The following is a 20,741-nucleotide window of genomic DNA, read 5'->3' as shown; positions in this document are numbered from 1 at the left end:
GCTAGTCCTTTTTTATGATTATTTGAAAATCACTTCAAACTTTTCGCAGACAACAGGAATCTTATCGTGAAAATCTTGTTTTATTTCTCTCAGTTCTTTCTCAAAAAACTCTTGATGAACCTTACGCCAGTACATCAACGTCCGGGTCTCCTTCACCTTCAAGAAAAGCCTGTTCCTCTGACACTTCATCGAAAGGCATTACTTCTACCGATGTCGTTTTAATAACAGCTACGGCCTGACCACTTCCATCTAGCAAGACATTATAAAGCCCAACGTAAGGCAAAGGTTCATGTTCTTCGTACATCGTATAATTGGATGCTGTTGCTGTCTTCGTTCCCTCAAGAACCAGTATTGCAAGTTCATCCGCCATTTCTTTGGAATCTCCAAATGCCCAAGCTTCGTAGTGCTCTGGAGCATTCGGATACTCTTTTTTAAACTGTTTCCATAATTGAACCACAGAATCGTTTACCACTTTTCACACTCACTTTCTATTTTTTATTTTCCCCTTACAAACTCTTTACACTAAGTACGACATCACTAGCATATACTTTTAAGTACATCATCAACAATTTTCAAATTCATATCTTTATGAGGAGGTCATTAAATTGTTCGCAGGACACTTTGGCATTGCCGCTGCTGCTAGAATCAAAGCTCCAAAGCTACCTTTATGGTCTTTACTCGTTAGCTCACAGTTAATGGATATTGTCTTCATTCCCTTTAATTTAGCTGGACTGGAAGTTATTGAACCTATAGGCGAAGGCGGATATGGCAATATGATGATTCATGCTTTCTATACTCATTCTCTTGTTGGCGCGCTCATTCTCTCTTTGATTGCTGCATTTGTTGCACAGAAGATCTGGGGTGATCAATCTGGACTGATTACCGGCGCTATTGTTTTCAGTCACTGGATACTCGACTTGATTGTACATCGACCAGATTTACCCATTCTTCCTGGAAGTATTGGAGATTTTCCCCTTTTAGGATTTGGTCTTTGGAACATTATTCCAGCTAGTATTTTCTTGGAATTACTGCTCATTTCAATAGGTGCTTTCTATTATACTAAAACCACTTTATCTATTTCAAATTCAGATTCTAAAAAGAAAAAAATTGTCCTGTCTATCGCTGTGACAGCTTTTCTTTTCCTCAGTTTAGCTGTAGATATTTTTTTATGAAGAATAAAACGAACAAAAGGCACTATCTTTTCGGATAGTGCCTTTTTAGCTTGTTATGAAATAGGTTGAATGGTTAGCTAAAACCGTCGCGCGCATTCCTTAAATCTGTGAAGGCTTCTACTGAATCGGCCTTCAAGAATAAATTGATTCGTTTTTCTTTTCCAATCGTTGACGGTAATGTTGGATCATCTTGTTCTCTCAGCGCATTGACTTGCGTTAGTTCTTCAGAGATCGATTCGTTTGAAGATTCAATGGATTGTGCGAATCGCAAGTTGGTTTGAGTATATTCGTGACCAGCGTAGACAAATACACCGTCATCTAACTGATTAAATACTTGCAAGGCATCATACTGGGCTTGATAATCTCCAGTAAATACGCGTCCACACCCGCCAGAGAATAGAGCATCGCCACAGAACAAGGCACTCCCTACTAGAAAACTAATGTGCTCAGCTGAGTGACCTGCAGTCTTAAATACTTCTACAGTTTGATCTAGCACTTCAAACGTGTCACCATCTCCTACAGTATTCGTGTTGAGCTGTTCTGTTTCTTTGGGACCATAGACAGGTGTATCCGGATAATCAGCTAAGACTTCTTTGACTCCGCCAATATGATCATCGTGCTCATGCGTTAAAAGAATGGCTTCTAATTTGAATTGGTTTTCTTTTAAGTAACCTAATACCTTAGCAGATTCGCCCGGATCGACTACGACTGCACGATCGCCCTCTTCCATGACCCAAATATAATTGTCTGATAATGCTTTTATTGGTTGAACATTCATAGTGACCGCTCCTTTATCTGATTGCTTACTTTTAAAGTATAGCTGTTACTAGCGGTAAAATTCAACGAACTCGCCTGAAAGCTCGTCTTACTCTACACTGTCAGTATTTTCTAGTATCCTTCGTATCCCATCTGTGTAGACTTTATCAAGATCTTTAGTAGCCAGTTCAAAGTTCTCCATACTTGAAGCTTTCGGAATCCCTCTATTTACTAATTTACGATCAATTTCTTCAATTGTAAAAAAGGGGTGTTCATAATCATTTGTTTCGCCAACATCATTCAAGTAAACTCTTTTCCCACTACTCAACTCAATTATATAAATAAAATCTCCTTCAGAATACAACGGTATAATCGACTTTTCACTCTTCACTTCTGTATCAATCTTCACAACGTCATCGTATGTATACTCTCGTCCTAGTGGGCGTAGAAATGAGTGATCAATAACTTTATCAGGAGTAACAACCGTGATTGATGTAACCGTGGTGTAGAGTAAAAAGATACTTCCACCTATAAAAGAACCAATCACTAACTTTTGATGTTTTCTGACAAAATCTTTGTTGGAAAAATTAGCCTGAAAGTATTCTCTGAAAGATTTATGAAAGAAATAAAATAAGATAGTGATCACAAACAACTCGACAATAATAATCAGTATAATTACAGGAAAGTTAAACGTCCAAAGCAAAAAGTCATCTGGTACTAACACTATTCGTTGAATGTAACTAAGCAACAGGTAACTGATCATGGTAAGAATAAAAGCAACAATAAATAACAATAACCCTTTCAGAACAGACAAAATCTTTCTCAAATAAAAAACAACTCCTTATATTTCTTTATCGTGATTTAACCCTAGCATATCCTTAAATCACTCCACTGACAAGCTTCAAAAAATGATTTTATAAAATGCTAAAAAGTTAAGCGATTTTTTCATAAGTAAGCTCTCTCTACAGCGTTTTTTCTGATATGATAGGACTATAACAAGTTAATGGAGGAAATAAATCATGTTGGAATTCAAACAAAATATTCGAGGAAATGTTGCCTTGGGTATCAATCCAGTTGGACTTAAACAAGAAGTACAAAATCAAATCGATTACGTTAAAAATAAGGGATCATTTGAAGGTCCTAAAAAAGTATTAATCATTGGCGCATCATCAAGTTACGGCTTAGCAACAAGAATCAGTCTGGCGTTCGGTACAGGCGCAGATACAATTGGTGTTTCTTTTGAAAAAGGACCTAAAAGTGCTCGTTCACTAGGAACAGCTGGCTGGTATAACAACATTGCTTTCAAAGAAGCTGCTGAAAAAGAAGGCCTTGTAGCGAAAAACTTTGTGCAAGATGCTTTTAGCCATGAAAGTAAACAAGAAGTCATTGATTACATCAAAAACGAATTCGGCGGCAAAGTCGACTTAGTCGTATATAGTTTGGCAAGTGGTCGTAGAAACGATCCCGATACTGGAGAAACTTATATGTCTTCTATCAAAGCCCTTGGTGAACCAGTCGTTGGACCAAATATCAACATGCAAGAACAAACTTTCTATACTGAAACGCTGGATCCTGCAACTGACCAGGAAATCGCCGATACTGTTAAGGTTATGGGTGGAGAAGACTGGGTATTATGGATGAAAGCTTTAAAAGAAGCTGGCGTTCTTTCTGACGGTGTTCTAACAACAAATTATTCTTATCTAGGAACAGAACTCAATCATCCTTACTACGGTGGCGGTACACTTGGCCGTGCCAAAGCAGATTGTGATGAAAAAGCTGAAAATATCAATGAACTATTAACAGATATCAATGGTAAAGCGCTGATTGTTGTCGCAACGGCTGTAACCACTAAAGCCAGTTCTGTTATTCCATTCTTCCCTGTTTACTGTATTGGTTTGTATAAAGTCATGGAAGAAAAAGGCACGCACGAAACACCAATTATGCACCAGGACCGTATTTACCGTGAAATGATTTACGGCAATAAACCTGAATACGATGAAGTTGGCCGTCTAAGACCTGATAGCTGGGAATTGGATAGCGACACGCAAGCAAAAACAAAAGAACTGATTTTAGAATTAAACGAAGAAAATTTCAATTCTGATAAAACAGCTTACGACCTGTTCTACAAAGAATTTTCAAACTTAAGTGGCTTCATGGTCGAAAATTACGTTGAACAAGACGTTACTTTAGAAGAGCTAAAAGCATTAGAGTATTAATAAAAAGAGGTTATGGCGCAATAGCCATAACCTCTTTTTTACAACCTATCTCTTATTCGTCCCAGTGACAAGATCTTAACTCTACTTGAATCTCATTCTTCATCGGTATATCTTCAGCTTCTAACAGTCCTCTTTGTTCTTTCCAGCCCGGAGCCAATCTGCCGGCATGATTGACCACTCTGTGACAAGGATATTTACCGTAGAACTCAGACATACTCAACACTCTACCGACCAAGCGAGCGTTCTTTTCTCTCCCAATCAACCTAGCAATCTGACCGTATGTCGCAACTTTTCCTTCTGGGATCTCATCGACAACAGATAGAACTTCGTAAATCAAATCTTCATTCAGAATTTTGCTCATTTTCTCTTCCTTTCAACTATCTTAATAGACCATGTCTCTCAAAGAGTAATTGTCTGGTTCTGATAATCAATATATAACGTTTCACTTATTTTTACGTAACTACGTACTTTATTGTCTGCTGATATGTTATTTAGTTTAAAATTACCAATATACCGATAGTTAAATTTACCAAAATGATCTCTAATTTTAGCAAAAACGATTCTTAATTCCCCGATTTTATGATGGTGTAATTTATCATCACCACGAATATTTTTTTCTTCAAGTATACTCCATGTGTTATCAAGATAATTTAACCATTGATTGTGCTCTTTCTTATCCTCAGTAGAAATTATTGGAAACCATACGGCTACAGGTGTATCCTCTACAATAGTACTGAAACTTGCTCGCTGGAAACCTTTATACTCTTTAAAAAATAACTGATTGGCCACATCTGTCATTAAGCGAAATCGGTAAAAGTCATCTACAGATAAAAACCCTTTTTCTTCAACCCGTTCTTTAACAGATATGTCCGTATCCCATTGTGTGATATCATTTTCTATGATTTTTTCTTTTATCTCTAGAGAAATTTCTTTTATTCTAACGGTCAATTCCTGTAGTGACAAAGTTGCATCTACACGTTTTATCTCAAATAGACTGTCTTCTCGAATGGATGAAAGCTTTTCTTCGATAGTTAAGGACCTTTTCAAATCCAGTTCAATGTTTTTCTTGTGAAATGCTTCATCTACTTCAATACCTATATTAATTTGTGGAAAATACAAATCAATCAAATAGTACTTGTCAGCATTCACTCTAACGAATTGCTGTGTCACCGGACGAATATCTATACAATCAATTCCTTGCCATATAGCATTTAATATATAGTTTTCATAATCCTTCCGCTTTGTACGCGAAAAGGTCCTGATTAAATAATCAACTTTGTCCATAGTATTCCCCTTTAGATTATAAAGTCATCTTTTGTTTCATATTCGAATGCAATAACAATGTAATCCCATCATACTTCATCTAAAAGAATTGTTGCAAACTAACATTTCATTCCCCAATACTCTTGCTTCCAGGTTCTTTCATTTTCAATGTCTCACTTTCTGTGTTAAAAATAACATGCAGATCTTTAATGGAAAATACTCAACAAAGGAGACGTTATTCATGGTAAAAGAGTTTGATGTAGTGGTTATTGGTAGTGGGGTTTCCGGAATGGGGACGGCTTCAAGTTTAGCTGCTAATGGTAAACGTGTTGCCATTATAGAAGGAGACCTTTGGGGTGGGACTTGTCCAAACCGAGGTTGTGATCCGAAAAAAGTACTCGTATCAGCGGTTGAAGCTAGAGATCACGTCAATCAACTACAAGGAAAAGGGCTGAATTCTGCTCCTAAAGTAAACTGGCCAGACCTTATGGCATTTAAAGAGACCTTTACTTCTCCCGTTCCTGAACAAATGAAGAGTAGTTTAGAATCTTCTGGTGTAGAAACTTTTACTGGGAAAGCTGCATTCATAGACGAAAATCATTTAGAGGTAAACGGTGACGAGTTGAAAGCTGATCACTTTATTCTCGCTGCTGGCGCACGTCCTTCTATATTAGACATTGAAGGAAAAGAGCATTTTCTGACCAGTGACGATTTCTTATCCCTTCCAGAAATGCCTGAAACCATCACTTTGGTAGGTGGAGGGTACATTGCTTTTGAGTTTGCAGCGATCGCTAATGCAGCTGGGTCTAGAGTTCATGTCATTCAGCATAACGATAGACCGCTCAAAGACTTCGCCCATGAACTTGTCGACCAGTTAGTTAAACAACTAGAAGCCAAAGGTGTTACATTCCATTTCAACGTAGATATTTCTAAAGTAGAAAAAACGTCTATCGGTTATGCATTAAAAGATGACTCTAATTTTGAATTAAATACAGATTTAGTCTTCTGTACGACCGGAAGGATTCCAAATGCAGATACACTGAATCTTGAAAAGGCCGGCGTAGAGTATGACAAGAAAGGCATCACGGTCAATGAGCATCTTCAATCAAGCAATCCAGCTATCTTTGCCATCGGAGATATCTTATCTAAGAGTCAACCGAAACTGACCCCTGTGTGTACATTTGAGGCTAATTACGTCGTTTCGTACTTGACTGGTAAAGCGACAGACCCCATAGCTTATCCAAGTATTCCCACAATGGTATTTTCCGGCCCTAAATTGGCTCAAATCGGTATGATGGTTGATGAAAGCAATGATGATTACGAATTGTCTACGGTTGATGCAACTCAATGGTTCAATTACCGTAGAACCAACGAACCCATCTCAACAATCAAAATCGTGAAAGACAAACAATCCGGATTATTAGTCGGCGCAGCTTGCTTGAACAATGAAGCGGATGAATTGATCAACTACTTCAGTCAATTAATCGAACAAAAAGTTTCAGCCAGTGAAGTTGCTCATCATATCTTTGCTTACCCAACGCCCGCTAGTGACTTGCCGTCTATTTATTCTTAAAAGTTGGCACATGAAATTTAAAAGCGTCGTCCTTCTATTTCTAGAAGAGCGACGCTTTTTATTGTGTATCTAATTTGCAAAAGCTATTATAGCTTTCTTTCATTGTCTGTTTGGAAATACACGTTGTCTTAGTAATAATTCAAACTGGTCAGGTTCAACGGGTTTTGAGAACAAAAAGCCTTGACCAATTTGGCATCCACTTTCAATCAATTTTGTTAGCTGATACTCTGTTTCTATTCCTTCAGCTACTACATTCAATTTTAAATTTTCGCCTAAGTTGATAATCGTTTTGACCATAGAGAGTTGATTTTCGTTCTCAATATCCGTTATAAATGATCTGTCCAACTTGATTGTATCAATCGGTAATTGCTGAATAATATTCAACGAGGAGTACCCAGTTCCAAAATCGTCAATAGAAATTTGTATCCCCATTTCTCTGAATTGATGCAAAACTTCACTACTTTCACTCGTGTTTTGCATAATACTCTCAGTGACCTCTATTTCTAAATAGTGAGGAGATAAACCAGATTCTTCAAGTGCTTTTTTTACAATCCTTACGAGTCCGCCATGTTGAAATTGCTTAACGGATACATTCACAGACATTCTTATAGAGGGTAGTCCTTTTTCTCGCCAGATTTGATTTTGCCTACAAGCATTTCTTAAGACCCATTCTCCAATAGCCATCACTTGCCCTGTTTCTTCTGCAATTGGAATAAACTCAACAGGAGAAATCCAACCTAATTCTGGGTGATTCCAACGGAGCAATGCCTCCACCCCAGTAATTTCTCTGGAATCCAATGAAACTTTAGGTTGATAATATAACTCAAATTGATTTTTTTCTAGCCCTTTTCTCAAATCACTTTCAATTTTCAGTCTACGTTCCATCACTTCGCTCAAGTTATCATCATAATATTTAAATCCATTTTTACCACTATCTTTAGCTAAATACATTGCCGTATCTGCAAACTTAAACAGCTCTTCATAAGAACGACCCGTCTTTGGAAAAACACTAATGCCTATACTAGCTGTGAGACTGATTTCGTAGTCATTAAGCTTAAACGGTTTTTGAATATTCTGAAGAATTTTTTCTGCCAAGACATTACATTTTGAATCCATTTCCTGAAGAATAATGACTGCAAATTCATCACCACCCAATCTAAATACTTTCATATTGGGTCCAAGAACTTCTTCAATACGTTCAGCAGCTTTGACTAATATTTCGTCTCCAACTTGATGCCCGAGTGTATCATTAGCTACCTTAAATCGATCGAGATCAATCAACATTAAGACAATTTCTTTATCTTGTACTCTTTTCATTTCGGATTCTAGCGTTTCTTTGAATTCCGTACGGTTGCTTAACCCCGTCAATGGATCATGATAAGCTAGATAACTAAATTCTCTTATCAAGCCGTTGTTTTCTTTTATAATGAGCAATTGACGAAAAATAATCATTCCAATGACAATCAGTAAACCAAAGCTAAGAGAATTAACTACCCAATTATAGCTATCAATTACGAGAATAATAAGGACTAATGTGCTGATATAAGGAAGAATCGTTGTATTTCGTAGACCAAATCCTTCATCGTATTGTTCTCGCACCCTTTCATTATCTTTCGCAAAATACCCTGCAAATCCAAGTAGCCACATACCAATCAGCCACAAATAGGCAACTGTACCCCCAGGAGCGAAGTTACTGCTCGACTCCAAAAAAGCATAATAACTATCTCCAATCACTGTCAACAGAAAGCCTCCAGCAAGGAAGATCATGATACGACTTTCTATTTTTTTGTAAATGAGATAACAAATAACAAAAATCATTAATAGGATACTCGAATTAATGATTGGGTACATCAAAGCTACAACAATAGATGATAATGAATTTTCTGCATAATTCAACGTTGGCTCTATTAAGTAATACAAAGTTACAGATGCCGTAGTAATCATGAAAATCAATATGTTGAAAATATAGACTTTTTTGAATTTAATTGTATTGATACCTCTGATGCGGTAAAACAGCGCAATCAGATAAGTAACTCGACCCAATAACCAGAAAAGGTACTCAATACCTGTAGATACAAACTCTCCCTTTATGATCTGTGGAACAAGCCAAAACATATTTCCAACGAGACACAAGGCCGCTCCGATACTCAATATAAGCCAGAATGTTTTTTGTTGATTGTCCGTTTTTTTATACGCTTTTCTAAACTGAATCAGTCCAAAAAGCATGGCCGTTGTTTGAAGGATAAGAATATCCAGGTTCATTAACCATACATTACCTCTAAAAATTAAGTTCCATCCAAACAGTATAAAAACGTTCATTAATATAAAAATTACAATAAATCGCTTTTCTTTCAGCATTGTCATTTTTTCACTCCTAAACGAGACATGCTTTATAGAAATTATCGTCTTTTACTTTCTTTATTTAAGACTACTTTCGATATTACTCAAAGACCTTATCTTTTATTGTACAATAAGATATTCAGACTAGAGTACAATAAAGATTTATATTTGAAAATTGTTAAAAGTTAAGCTAAAAAAGGACTCCCTAAACTGGTTGGGAGTCCTCTTAGCACATCAATAAAATATAAAAAATGACTATCGCTTCGCTGTACTTTTGAATAAAGTTGTTTTCTTTACACATTGTGCCAGCTTCGATAGTGTTTTGCTACTTACTGTACTTTTTTAATACTCTTCTGTTTAATCTGCATGGGATGGCTTTCCATAAATCCACCTGCATACTCAACACGTACAACGTCTCCTATTTCCCAACCTTCTCCTTCTGGTAAGGATACACTAATTTCTGATCCGTTAGGATATCCCGAAAGATCTTCTGCAAGAACGACTGCACTATTTTCGTCGAAGGATACAATCTCTGCTACGAATTCTCCAGTAGTATCCCCTATCGGTTTTTGTTTAGATACTTCTGTTTCTATATCTGATTGATTTAAACTACTATCTTTTGACTGACAAGCAATAAGAATCAGACTACACAGCGTTAATAGTAAAAATTTCATTACCTACTCCTTACATACTTTTAAATACTCCATATACTTCTGTATATTACGAAATGGAATCGTTTATTCAAATTCAAATCCCAGCATTGTTTTTCCAGTAACGACTTCTCCATCTTTCCATAAGTACTGGACAGTATACTGCTTACCTATTTCTTCTTCGCTAATTTCAATCCTTATATTTTCACTCTCAGGAACAGTCATCTCACTGATTATTCCGGGATCATTATTTGGATTTACTTCAATTAGCTGAACTTCAGTAGGCTGTGGATCCATTGTATTCCAGTCCACTATGATTGTGTCTCCCATGTTTACAATCCCCGGGTGAACATGAAGAAATTGATACGCTGTACCTTCCCTCTCTTCTTCAACGCCCCAAAAAATTTCTTCATACATATGGTCAAAGTCCATTGGTACATCATAGCCCGCACTGATCCGCTTTACGGAAGGAGCTTCTGTATGCAATGTAGAGACGTCTTCTGTACTATATACAATCGTTTCCTCTATATTCTCTACAGGATGAACATCTGGCTGGTTTTCTTCTACTACAGTCACTTCCTCTAGACTTGCACATGCTGAAAGACTCGTCAAGCTGAGTAACACTAACGCGCTAACCACTATTTCCCTCATCATGATACTCCTTTATCTTTAACTCGTTTATATGTATATCTAATTTTATGTTTATTTTATCTTAGACATACTGCTTTTACTAGTTAGTATAAATAAAATAAAACACACTATTTTTCAGTAGTTGAAAAATAATGTGTTTTGTTTATAGATAGTAATTCACTTTTTACTTACGTGCTTTATTTACTTTTAAATTTTTTCCTTTTATTGTACGGTTTTGCATCTCAGAAATCACATAGGGACCTTTACCATTCATGATCTCGATATAGGTAACATTTTCTTGAATCGTGATGATACCAATATCTTCGGCTGATACATCTCTTATACTCGTTAATGTACCGACGAAATCAATTGCACGGAGTTTTTTCTTTTTACCTCCGTTGAAGTAAACTCTTGTAATGTCCTTATTTAATTCTTTGTTACGGGCATTTTTCGGTGCAATACGCGTATTTATTTTCTTTTCAAAAGCTACTTTAGCTCGGGTCACTGCACGTTCGTTAGGCGCTGTTATTTCCGTCAGCTCTTGATTACCATCGAACGTATAGTCACGAACTTCTTGCCAACGTCTTCTGTCAGCATTACTGACCATTGTCAAGGCTAATCCTGTTTTACCCGCTCTACCTGTTCGGCCTGTACGGTGCGTATAGCTCTCTTTTTCAACAGGAACATCGTAGTTGACGACGTGTGTCACGTTATCAATATCGATTCCACGAGCCGCAACATCAGTAGCCACCAAGTAACGTAGTTTCCCAGAGCGGAATTCATCCATTACATCCAAGCGGTCGTCTTGTTCCATACCGCCGTGTAACTTATCGACTGGTAAATCGGCTTCGTCCAAATATTTTACAACAGAGTCTACTGCATCTTTAGTGTTACAAAAAATGATACAGGCATCCGGGTTTTCAATCGTTAGTAAGTCTAAAAGCAGTTTTTCCTTAGAGGACTCTTCTACGTTAATATAAGAGTGTAAAATCTTAGGCGTGTTTTCCACTGATGCTTCCATTTTCACAGAAGCTCGGTCATCTCTCATATAAAAACTAGCTAAACGACTAATTTCTGATGACATCGTCGCAGAAAACAGCATCGTCTGACGTTCGGTCGGTAAATGGCCAATAATTTCTTCTACCTGTTCAATGAACCCCATATTCAGCATTTCGTCGGCTTCATCTAAAACTAAGCTGCTGATTTTATCGACTACTAGTGTACCTTCTTTTAAATGTTCCAAGATTCGTCCTGGCGTACCGACCACAATATGACTTTTTTGTTTTAATTCAGATTTCTGTATCTTAAAGGGAGACTTACCAAATACAGCCGTAACTTTAATCCGTTTCAATCGACCAATATTCATGATATCGTCCTTAACCTGCAGTGCTAACTCCCGAGTTGGAACTAAAATCAGAGATTGTGGTTTATTTTCTTCCCATTCTGCTTGTTCACAAAGTGGAATACCAAAAGCAACGGTCTTACCACTACCTGTTTGGGATTCGACAATGATGTCTTGTTTCTCTAAGGCTAACGGGATAACGGCTTCCTGCACCGCTGTCGGGTGGAAGTAACGTAAACTCGTTAAAGCTTTTGATATTTCTGGGCTAATCTCAAATTTTTCAAATGATTGCTTATTCATATTTTCCTGCTTTCTTTTTCTTAGCTGAATGATTATAACAGAGTTTTTACAATTAACTGTTTTTTTAATGTCCAGTACCTTTTTATCGACTCTTCTATAGTCTAAAGTCTACCATTCTGATGCGAATCAATAAACGTTTTTATGATAAATAAAAAACAGAAACTCAGTTTTTACTAAGTTTCTGCTTAGGATTTGATGCCTAAAATGCAATAAGCGTAGTATTGTCATCAATTTCGTCTTCCAAGTAACTCACATTCTCATATCCTAAAATGATTGCTTTTGTATATAAGCTCTCAATCGTCGTTTGGTTCTTAGAGTAGATCGTCGTGTATGAGGAATCTACTAGATTTAAAACAAACTGACAGTCACTTTCCAGAAATTCTTCGTATGTTGCAACTTCTTTTACCTCTGAATTTTTGGGAAAGCCTTTTAAGTCGCAAAAGATAAGATAGTACTCTTGTTTTGATATCAATACGTACAGTTTTTCTCCGCCTATTCCATTCGTTTCCCAATCTTTAGAAAAAAGTGAATCTCCTAATGTATTATTTTGAATTCTATAAGATTCTCCTCCACCTATCCACCAGTTCATATCTTTTAGATTCGTTTCTTCCAGAATATCAAGTAGATGCTGTCCATACATATTAGGAATTTCGAACGACATCCCTCTCATTTCATACCTCCTCTACCCTGGTTAATTTTCTCAATTCGTTTTCTTTCTCTGCTTATAGAATAAAGGCCTATTCCAAGTAACATTAACGCATAGAGTGACATCGTAATCAAAATAATAGCTAGCAGATCCCTTGCTGAGTGATAAGATGCGGAAGTCATTCCCATAATAATCAAGTGAGCTACGACATAAGACACAGGTAATAAAAACAACTTAAGAGATAGCTCGAGGATTTGTTTACGTCTCCTAAATAACATGGCCACGACCAGACATAAGCCCCCAAACAGCATTGCTGCTCCAAGATAATAAGATAGATTCAATCTTGGTAATGTAAGTGATCCTCCGTTTGGATTTTCATTAATCCCATATAGTAATTGGTCTTCTAACTCTTCAGTTTGATAATAGTATACAGATGATACTATTTCATCTTCTGTATTTAGTACAACAGAATCGACTTCGTTCGACTGAAAGAATTCATCCAAACTATTTGTCCACGCAGTAAAACGATAAGACACATTAGATTCTCCTTCTACCGAATATCGATCCATTTGATAGTCCGATACATTCTCACTGAATTCAACAACGAGGGAACCATCTGGTTGTTCGTTTACTTGAATGAAGTCTTCGCTGTATGGAATATATTTTGGTTCAGTCACGAAAGCAAAAAAGATGGTAGAAAATAATAACGCAAAAACAAAAGTAAGAATGATTGTTACTATTTTTTTCTTTTTTAAAGCTTCTTTCATCTTCAGCAAAGGCATGACATTAGTATCTAAAGGAGCATGATAAGGCTCATTCAATTCGTTCAGCCTATTTCGACATTCTTCACAACTTTCAAGATGGGATTCTACCAATTGGACAGAATCTTCGCTTAACATACCTTCCGCATATAGTGGAATAAGATCTTTTATGACATCGCAGGATACCTTCATTCGCTCTTCCTCATTTCTTCTCTTATTTTTTCTTTCGCTCTATAGAACGTCACACAAGCCCAGTTATCCGTTTTGCCAAATAGTTCAGCTATCTGTTTGAAGCTTAATCCTCCAAACAACCTCAACGTGAAGACTTCTTTATAAGGTTCAGAAAGCTAGTGTAGAACTTTATGTACATTCATCGATTCTTCTTTTGTAAAGACATGCTTCTCAATATCTATTTCAGCTGCTATCTCCTCTAGTGCATCAAGTTCCGTCTCCTTTTTAGACTTCCTTAAATAGGAGTAATAAGTGTTTTTAGCAATCTGAAAAAGCCATACGCGTATGTCGCTCTCCCCTTTAAAACTATCTAAGGATTTTAATGCTTTTAAAAATGTTTCAGACGTAATATCTTCTGCCAGATGCTTGTCTTTGGTTAAGCTGTATGCAAAGAAATAGACATCTTTAAAATACAATGTGTAGATTTCTTCAAGTTCCACCACCTTCTCACCTCCTATAGATAAGACGCATTAACTGTCAAAATCTTACAAACTTTTTTAATATAAAAAAATTAAAGACCTCTATTTTATTGTATAGAAATAAATAGAGATCTTTTTATAGTTTTTATAATGATTTTCTCGAGACTGTTCTGCCATACACTGGAATACTTAACCCATTTAATCTGACAATTGTTTCACTGGTTAAATGTGCGTAGGAAACCTATTCATGCTAAAATAAAATTAAGAAATTATTGGAGGATGATAGTATGAACCAAAAACTTGTTGAAATTTGTTTACGTATTAGAGATCTTGAGGCTACTTTAGACTTCTATACAAATCTATTTGATTTTGAAGTTGCTAGCCATAGAAAATTCCCAGAAAATAAGTTTGAATTAATATATCTGAACTCTCCAGGCTCTTCTGTACAAATTGAGCTTACTTACAATTATGATGCAGAGCCATACAATGTAGGAGACGGCTTCAGTCATTTAGGTGTAACTGTCGGTGATTTAGAAGAAATGCATGAAATCTGTAAAGCTTCTGCTTACAAAACAGGTGAGTTAAAAGGACTTTCAGGTGGTACACCGTCGTATTTCTTCGTAACAGACCCTGATGGTTACCGTATTGAAGTAAAACGCGAAAGATAATTTTTTGAATATTATAGATATAAGCATAGTGGCCACCGCCATTATGCTTATATTTTTTATTCCTTTTTACCATTATCTTACATATATACCACTACTTATAATCTCATAACATCATCTACTTATGATAAGGTTCATTCCTCATTATTCTAAAAGCACGGTAAATCTGTTCTATCAAGATCAGTCTCATTAGCTGATGCGGATAGGTCATTTTACCGAAGGAGATGGTTTCGTCACTGCGGTTCATGACAGCGTCACTTAGTCCGAGTGATCCACCAATCACAAAAACGATGCTGCTGTTTCCGTGCAGCATCAGTTGTTGGATTTCTTTGGAGAACATCTCAGATGAGCGTTCTTTTGATTTGATAGCAAGCGAAAAAACATAAGCCTGGTTAGGAATTTTTGCGAGTATTCTTTCGCCTTCTTTGTCTTTGACTTGTATCATTTCTGCTTCGCTTAATTCTTCCGGTGCTTTTTCATCAGGGACCTCAACAATTTTAAACTTTGTATAGGCACCAAGTCGCTTAGCATATTCTTTAATACCTTCAATCAAATATTTTTCTTTTAACTTACCTACAGAAATAATCGTAATATCCATTTTATGCCACCTTATTCGCCAAATCGGCCCATCATTTTAGATAGGATTGTTTTTAACTGAAAAAATTCTTCTTCTTCCAAATTGAGATGCTTATAAAAATTAATCGGAATAGAGCCAGCTTTTTCTTCTGCTTCTTTTCCTTTTTTTGTTAAGCTAACCTCAATAACACGCTCATCTGCAGCTGAACGCACCCGCTTGATCAGACCATGTTCTTCCATACGCTTAAGCATGGGCGTTAACGTACCTGAATCAAGAAATAAGCGCTCTCCCATTGCTTTTACCGAGATTTTATCTACTTCCCATAAGACAAGTAGTGCTAGGTATTGGGGATACGTAATATCGAGTTCCTTTAATAAAGGACGGTATATTTTTGTCATTTGTCTTGTTGTGGCATATAAAGAAAAGCACAACTGATTTTCTAATTTTAATAATTCATTAGACATGTTCATCACTCCTAACCTTGATTATATCAATTTATAAAGTAAGTTTATATAGTTTGACTTCTTTAATTAGATTGTGTACAATCTAATTGTAAGCAAATTTAAAAAAGGACAGGTGATTCAAATGTCAAACGCATTATACACTGCAACATCAACAGCAACTGGTGGACGTCAAGGACATGTTCAATCTTCAGATAACGTTTTAGATTTAGAGCTAACTACACCTAAGGAATTAGGCGGACGTGGCGAAGAAGGAAAAACAAATCCTGAACAGTTATTTTCTGCTGGATACTCAGCATGTTTCGATAGCGCACTTCAGTTAGTAGCTGGACAAGCTAAGAAAAAAATTAACTCAACAGTTTCTGCTAGTGTTAGTATTGCAAAAGAAGGCGAAGGCTTTGGATTAGCTGTTGAATTAACAGTAGAAATCGAAAACGTCACTCAAGCAGAAGCAGAAGAACTTGTTGAAAAAGCACACAAAGTTTGCCCTTACTCAAGAGCAATCAACGGTAACGTAGAAGTTAAAAGAACTGCAATCGCAAAATAAATCATATGACCCAACTATCCAAGACCAGACCTTGTTTCCTCAACAAGGTCTGGTCTTGTTTTCCACCACAATTCACACTTATGCACAAAAGTTATCCACATATACACAGGTTTGTTCCCCACTTTTTCGCCTAATCTTCTTTTTTAAGTGCTTTCTTTTAATTTTTTTACGGATATAAAACCAGCAGTTATGCACAACCTTTATTTTGTTCTAACGCGAACTCCCAAAGCAAATAAACCTTATATAAACAACGTTTGTGTACTGAATACACAAACGAATAAATAAGTTATGCACAACTTATATGAATTTTGTGGATAACTTTATTCTATCTACTTCACTGTCTCTTCAATCTATATTCCTAGTTACCCACAACGTCAAGCAGTTACACACAACGTTATACACACTGTGTACAAAAAGACCTGCAGATTGATCTCTGCAGGTCTCCTATTATGCTTTTATAAGGTTTCATCTGAAGCTCTCATATTGATGGTTGTTGTTTCTAATGTACCATCTCGGTAGTACTCTACTTCAACGTCGTCTCCAACTGTTGTGTCATAGATTTGTTGTCTTAATTCTACCCCACTAGTTACATCCACTCCGTTAAATTTCACAACGATATCGTTTTGAGCTAGACCCGCTTCTTCTGCGGCACTCCCACCTGTTACTTCAGCTATCACAACACCACCTGATAGGTCTTCTGGCACATTGAGCACAGCTTCTCGTTGTTGTTGAGAGATCATTGCAAGATCGACCATGCCAATTCCAAGGACTGGACGAGTAATCTCACCTGAATTTTCTAATTGGTTGATTATATCGACTGCATCATTACTTGGAATCGCAAATCCCATTCCCTCAACTGTTGAAGTCGAAATTTTCATTGAGTTGATTCCGATGACTTGTCCTGCTATATTGACGAGCGGACCACCCGAGTTCCCTGGGTTGATTGCAGCATCCGTTTGGATCGCTGTCATTTCCCAGTCATAGGTTCCGTCTCCATCTGTATCTACGGGTACAGATCTTTCAACAGCTGAAACGATTCCTGAAGTTACAGATGAAGCAAAGTCTGTTCCTAATGGAGAACCAATCGCAACAGCTGGTTCACCGACTTTGAGGTTATTGGAATCTCCAAATTCAGCTACTGAGCTAATGTCTTCTGAACTGATCGATAAAACGGCCAAATCTGTCCATACATCCGCTCCAATGACTTCTGCTTGTACTCGTGTACCATCTTTCAAAAGAACGTCTACTGCGTCTGATCCGTCAATAACATGATTATTGGTAAAGACATACGCTGTATCTCCATCTACTTTGTAAATGGCCCCACTACCAGTTCCGACTGTTTGAAGGTCTTCTTCTCCCTCTACAGTGTCATCTTGCGTTCCCCCGTACCAACCATAAGGATTCTGTGCGGCTTTTTGTAAGTTGATAACCGAAACAACTGCATCATCTATTGTACTCACTGCATCTGTAACACCTGAAGAAACATCTACTCTCATTTCTGAAACGGCTACGTCGCCTTCTTCGTTGACGTTTCCTGTCTGATTTTCAGTAGCACCGTTGTCTTGACCTTGGTTCATTGCATCACAACCGACTAGTAAAGTGGATGTTAATCCAACCACCATTAATGATTTTATATTTAATTTAGACATGTGACCCTTCCTCTCTTCACCACTACTTGCTTTCGTTATGATTGTACAATCTTCTTTTGAATTTTATTTGAACAAATGTAGACTAAATCGCTCTACGACAACCGTATTTTATCATATCTTGTGAAGAATCTATATTTTTTTGACTTTGATGCTTTTTTTGACAAAAAAAGCATCAACTCATCTCCTCGTTGAATTCAAAAGAGATAAGCTGATGCTTTTTAGGATTGGTTTAAACGAGTCCTTGCGATAACATGGTTTGAACAACACGGTCAAATCCGGCGATGTTCGCTCCTGCCATCAAGTTATCTTTTTCAGCATACTTAGTAGCTGTTTCACTACAAGCTGTATAGATATTTTTCATAATAGATTTCAGTTCATCGTCTACTCGATCAAAGGTCCATGCTAATCTCGCAGAGTTTTGTGCCATCTCAAGTGCTGAAACAGCCACGCCACCAGCATTCGCTGCTTTTCCTGGACAATAAAGAATACTTTGGTCTTGATACAGGTCAATCGCTTCTTTACTTGAAGGCATATTTGCGCCTTCAGCAACGATTTTAACACCAGCATCCGCCATTTTTTGTGCCAGTTTTGCATCAATCTCATTTTGCGTTGCGCATGGTAAGGCAATATCATAGGATTCTTTAAGTGACCAGACAGAACCTTCTACGTAAGTTGCATTAGGATGTTGTTCTAGATACTCCTTGATACGTCCGCGACGAACTTCTTTAATATCTTTTACAAGCTCTAAATCAATACCTTCTGGGTCATAGATATATCCTGATGAATCAGAACATGTTAATACGGTTGCGCCTAATTCCTGTGCTTTTTGGATCGCATAGATCGAAACATTTCCACTCCCAGAAACTACGACTTTTTTGCCTTGGAATGAATCATCTCTGTCTTCTAGCGCATTCTGTACAAAATACACGAGACCGTAGCCGGTTGCTTCTGTTCTTGCCAGACTGCCCCATGAGCTAACCGGTTTACCTGTTAACACACCAGCAGAGAAGCCATTCAATCGTTTATACTGACCAAATAAGAAGCCGATTTCTCTTCCGCCTACGCCGATATCTCCGGCAGGCACATCAATGTCTGGTCCAATATGTTTCTGGAATTCAGTCATAAAACTTTGGCAGAATCTCATGACTTCCGCATCCGTTTTTCCTTTAGGATCGAAATCACTTCCTCCTTTACCGCCACCGATAGGCAGTCCTGTCAGACTATTTTTGAAGATTTGTTCAAATCCTAAAAATCTTACGATACTTTCGTTAGTTGTTGGATGGAATCTCAATCCGCCTTTATACGGTCCAATTGCGGAGTTATATTGTACTCGGTAAGCACGATTCACTTGCCATTTCCCTTCATCATCTTGCCAAGGTACACGGAACTGAATCAGTCTTTCTGGTTCAACGATAAGAGAAAGGAGATTTTTTTCAACAATCTCAGTGTGATCATTCAAATACGGTTCAAGCGTTGGGAGAAACTCTTCTACAGCCTGAATAAATTCTTCTTTTCCGGCATGCTTTTCTTTTGTTTCAGCTAGTACTTGATCAATGTATGCTTTTGCAGTCAACGGATTCACGTCCCTTTAAGGTTTTAAAATGCTTTTCATCATTCTATCATAATTATCCGATTATAAGAAGATATTCATTAATCAAATCCTCATATAACAAAAAATAGGAACAACTCCCTTTGGAATCATTCCTATCTTCGTTTTAAAAGTTGCTTATAATTTAAACAGTGGAGAAGCTTCAACAGGATCTGTGTCAAAAAGTGTGTACTTATGATTAACCCCTGTTCCTTTTTGCATCAGAATTTCTTCCACTGTAGAATAGGCAATCTCTTTTAAGTTATTTTCTTTACTTAAATGTCCAAGGTAGACTCTCTCCGTATTATCCCCAACGATTTCAGCTAGTGCTAGTGCACCATCTTCGTTTGAAAGGTGTCCTTTGTCTCCTAGTATTCTTTGTTTCAAAGACCATGGATAACGGCCCATTCTCAGCATACTCAAATCATGATTGCTTTCAAATAGATAGGCGTTCGCGTTTTTTACAAAGTCTCGCGTCCGGTCGTTCACATATCCTGTATCTGTCAGCATAACAAACCGTTTATTGTCTTTTTGAAACGTATAAAATTGTGGATCAACAGCGTCATGCGATACGCCAAAACTTGAGACATCAATATCGCCAATCGTCATTGTTTTTTCCAAATCGAAATGATGCTTTTGTTCCAGCTTGATTTTACCTAGTTTAGGTTCCATTGCTGTCCATGTATTTTTATTTGCGTAGACGTCTAGATCATATTTACGAGCCATGATCCCAACACCTTTTATATGATCACTGTGCTCATGCGTGACTAGGATGGCATCTAAGTCTTCAGGTCGACGGTCGATCTGCTTCAATAACTCAACGGCTTTTTTTCCACTAAACCCGCAATCGACTAATAATTTAACGTTATCTGATTCGATATAAGTGATGTTTCCAGTGCTTCCACTGGCCAATATGCTTATTTTCAGTCCAGACTGTTCAGATTCTAACATTTCA

Annotated in this window: 23 protein-coding genes and 1 pseudogene; 5 read left to right on the top strand and 19 right to left on the bottom strand. The window is 37.2% G+C overall.

The genetic code is table 11. The annotated features are described in order from the left end of the window. Positions 1 to 18 precede the first annotated feature (18 nt). Both VXN63_RS09610 and VXN63_RS09605 read right to left on the bottom strand, forming a co-directional pair. The gene (locus VXN63_RS09610; protein ID WP_327757840.1) at positions 19 to 135 is read right to left on the bottom strand and encodes an ASCH domain-containing protein; all 117 of its coding nucleotides are present in this window, start codon (positions 133 to 135) and stop codon (positions 19 to 21) included. Further along, entirely contained in the window at positions 122 to 457 is a 336-nt protein-coding gene (locus VXN63_RS09605; RefSeq protein WP_327757839.1) for an ASCH domain-containing protein, read from the bottom strand. The genes VXN63_RS09610 and VXN63_RS09605 overlap by 14 nt, the downstream gene beginning before the upstream one ends. Before the next feature lie 148 nt (positions 458 to 605). On the opposite strand from VXN63_RS09605, the gene VXN63_RS09600 reads away from it, so the two are divergent. After that, on the top strand, positions 606 to 1,172 hold the full coding sequence (locus VXN63_RS09600; protein ID WP_327757838.1) for a hypothetical protein: 567 nt from the start codon (positions 606 to 608) through the stop codon (positions 1,170 to 1,172). 73 nt (positions 1,173 to 1,245) lie between these two features. Here VXN63_RS09600 and gloB read toward each other — a convergent pair whose 3' ends face one another. Both gloB and VXN63_RS09590 read right to left on the bottom strand, forming a co-directional pair. Beyond that, positions 1,246 to 1,950, bottom strand: coding sequence for a hydroxyacylglutathione hydrolase (gene gloB, locus VXN63_RS09595; RefSeq protein WP_327757837.1), 705 nt, complete (start codon positions 1,948 to 1,950; stop codon positions 1,246 to 1,248). Between the two features lie 87 nt (positions 1,951 to 2,037). Continuing rightward, on the bottom strand, positions 2,038 to 2,754 hold the full coding sequence (locus VXN63_RS09590; RefSeq protein ID WP_327757836.1) for a hypothetical protein: 717 nt from the start codon (positions 2,752 to 2,754) through the stop codon (positions 2,038 to 2,040). 193 nt (positions 2,755 to 2,947) lie between these two features. Here VXN63_RS09590 and fabV point away from each other — a divergent pair, with 193 nt between their 5' ends. After that, positions 2,948 to 4,144 (top strand): enoyl-ACP reductase FabV, encoded by a 1,197-nt coding sequence (gene fabV / locus VXN63_RS09585; RefSeq protein WP_327757835.1) that lies wholly within the window; start codon positions 2,948 to 2,950, stop codon positions 4,142 to 4,144. A gap of 52 nt (positions 4,145 to 4,196) precedes the next feature. Here fabV and VXN63_RS09580 read toward each other — a convergent pair whose 3' ends face one another. Together VXN63_RS09580 and VXN63_RS09575 are read right to left on the bottom strand one after the other, a co-directional pair. Then, positions 4,197 to 4,505, bottom strand: a complete 309-nt coding sequence (locus tag VXN63_RS09580; protein WP_327757834.1) for an MGMT family protein — start codon at positions 4,503 to 4,505, stop codon at positions 4,197 to 4,199. 38 nt (positions 4,506 to 4,543) lie between these two features. After that, on the bottom strand, positions 4,544 to 5,428 hold the full coding sequence (locus VXN63_RS09575; RefSeq protein ID WP_327757833.1) for an AbaSI family restriction endonuclease: 885 nt from the start codon (positions 5,426 to 5,428) through the stop codon (positions 4,544 to 4,546). A 220-nt stretch (positions 5,429 to 5,648) separates the two neighbouring features. Between VXN63_RS09575 and VXN63_RS09570 the strand changes: the two genes are divergently transcribed. Beyond that, entirely contained in the window at positions 5,649 to 6,980 is a 1,332-nt protein-coding gene (locus tag VXN63_RS09570; RefSeq protein WP_327757832.1) for a dihydrolipoyl dehydrogenase family protein, read from the top strand. A gap of 99 nt (positions 6,981 to 7,079) precedes the next feature. Here the strand turns inward: VXN63_RS09570 and VXN63_RS09565 are convergent, their stop codons facing one another. The 8 genes and pseudogenes from VXN63_RS09565 to VXN63_RS09530 all read right to left on the bottom strand — a co-directional run bounded on the left by VXN63_RS09565 (position 7,080) and on the right by VXN63_RS09530 (position 14,323). Further along, positions 7,080 to 9,344, bottom strand: a complete 2,265-nt coding sequence (locus tag VXN63_RS09565) for an EAL domain-containing protein (RefSeq protein ID WP_327757831.1) — start codon at positions 9,342 to 9,344, stop codon at positions 7,080 to 7,082. 305 nt (positions 9,345 to 9,649) lie between these two features. Next, on the bottom strand, positions 9,650 to 9,994 hold the full coding sequence (locus VXN63_RS09560) for a hypothetical protein (protein WP_327757830.1): 345 nt from the start codon (positions 9,992 to 9,994) through the stop codon (positions 9,650 to 9,652). A 63-nt stretch (positions 9,995 to 10,057) separates the two neighbouring features. After that, positions 10,058 to 10,621, bottom strand: a complete 564-nt coding sequence (locus VXN63_RS09555) for a hypothetical protein (protein WP_327757829.1) — start codon at positions 10,619 to 10,621, stop codon at positions 10,058 to 10,060. A 163-nt stretch (positions 10,622 to 10,784) separates the two neighbouring features. Beyond that, positions 10,785 to 12,242 carry a DEAD/DEAH box helicase gene (locus VXN63_RS09550; protein WP_327757828.1) on the bottom strand — a complete coding sequence of 486 codons (1,458 nt, stop codon included), beginning with the start codon at positions 12,240 to 12,242 and terminating at the stop codon, positions 10,785 to 10,787. A 199-nt stretch (positions 12,243 to 12,441) separates the two neighbouring features. Continuing rightward, on the bottom strand, positions 12,442 to 12,912 hold the full coding sequence (locus tag VXN63_RS09545) for a DUF2691 family protein (RefSeq protein WP_327757827.1): 471 nt from the start codon (positions 12,910 to 12,912) through the stop codon (positions 12,442 to 12,444). Next, positions 12,909 to 13,841, bottom strand: a complete 933-nt coding sequence (locus tag VXN63_RS09540) for a zf-HC2 domain-containing protein (protein ID WP_327757826.1) — start codon at positions 13,839 to 13,841, stop codon at positions 12,909 to 12,911. The genes VXN63_RS09545 and VXN63_RS09540 overlap by 4 nt, the downstream gene beginning before the upstream one ends. Further along, a pseudogene (locus tag VXN63_RS09535) lies at positions 13,838 to 13,984 on the bottom strand (RNA polymerase sigma factor); the annotation flags it as partial. The gene VXN63_RS09540 and the pseudogene VXN63_RS09535, both read right to left, overlap by 4 nt. 12 nt (positions 13,985 to 13,996) lie before the next feature. Continuing rightward, positions 13,997 to 14,323, bottom strand: coding sequence for an RNA polymerase sigma factor (locus tag VXN63_RS09530; RefSeq protein ID WP_327757825.1), 327 nt, complete (start codon positions 14,321 to 14,323; stop codon positions 13,997 to 13,999). 263 nt (positions 14,324 to 14,586) lie between these two features. Between VXN63_RS09530 and VXN63_RS09525 the strand changes: the two genes are divergently transcribed. Next, the gene (locus VXN63_RS09525; RefSeq protein WP_327757824.1) at positions 14,587 to 14,967 is read left to right on the top strand and encodes a VOC family protein; all 381 of its coding nucleotides are present in this window, start codon (positions 14,587 to 14,589) and stop codon (positions 14,965 to 14,967) included. A gap of 115 nt (positions 14,968 to 15,082) precedes the next feature. On the opposite strand, the gene rlmH is transcribed toward VXN63_RS09525, so the two are convergent. Further along, a complete protein-coding gene (gene rlmH, locus VXN63_RS09520) occupies positions 15,083 to 15,562 on the bottom strand; it encodes a 23S rRNA (pseudouridine(1915)-N(3))-methyltransferase RlmH (protein ID WP_327757823.1) in 480 nt (159 codons plus the stop codon). An 11-nt stretch (positions 15,563 to 15,573) separates the two neighbouring features. After that, positions 15,574 to 16,005: a MarR family winged helix-turn-helix transcriptional regulator gene (locus VXN63_RS09515; protein ID WP_327757822.1), complete on the bottom strand. Its 432-nt coding sequence runs from the start codon at positions 16,003 to 16,005 to the stop codon at positions 15,574 to 15,576. A gap of 121 nt (positions 16,006 to 16,126) precedes the next feature. Between VXN63_RS09515 and VXN63_RS09510 the strand changes: the two genes are divergently transcribed. Then, complete coding sequence (locus VXN63_RS09510; protein ID WP_327757821.1) at positions 16,127 to 16,549, top strand: organic hydroperoxide resistance protein; 423 nt, start codon at positions 16,127 to 16,129, stop codon at positions 16,547 to 16,549. 455 nt (positions 16,550 to 17,004) lie between these two features. On the opposite strand, the gene VXN63_RS09505 is transcribed toward VXN63_RS09510, so the two are convergent. The 3 genes from VXN63_RS09505 to VXN63_RS09495 all read right to left on the bottom strand — a co-directional run bounded on the left by VXN63_RS09505 (position 17,005) and on the right by VXN63_RS09495 (position 20,737). Then, positions 17,005 to 18,198, bottom strand: coding sequence for a S1C family serine protease (locus VXN63_RS09505; RefSeq protein WP_327757820.1), 1,194 nt, complete (start codon positions 18,196 to 18,198; stop codon positions 17,005 to 17,007). A gap of 229 nt (positions 18,199 to 18,427) precedes the next feature. Further along, positions 18,428 to 19,771 (bottom strand): NADP-specific glutamate dehydrogenase, encoded by a 1,344-nt coding sequence (gene gdhA, locus VXN63_RS09500; protein ID WP_327757819.1) that lies wholly within the window; start codon positions 19,769 to 19,771, stop codon positions 18,428 to 18,430. A gap of 153 nt (positions 19,772 to 19,924) precedes the next feature. Further along, a complete protein-coding gene (locus VXN63_RS09495; RefSeq protein ID WP_327757818.1) occupies positions 19,925 to 20,737 on the bottom strand; it encodes an MBL fold metallo-hydrolase in 813 nt (270 codons plus the stop codon). Positions 20,738 to 20,741: the final 4 nt, after the last annotated feature.

The sequence above is a fragment of the Marinilactibacillus sp. XAAS-LB27 genome, from assembly GCF_036039175.1.
Lineage (GTDB): Bacteria > Bacillota > Bacilli > Lactobacillales > Carnobacteriaceae_A > Marinilactibacillus.
Note: the sequence above shows the minus strand (reverse complement) of the source record. Positions and strands in the feature narration are given on the sequence as shown.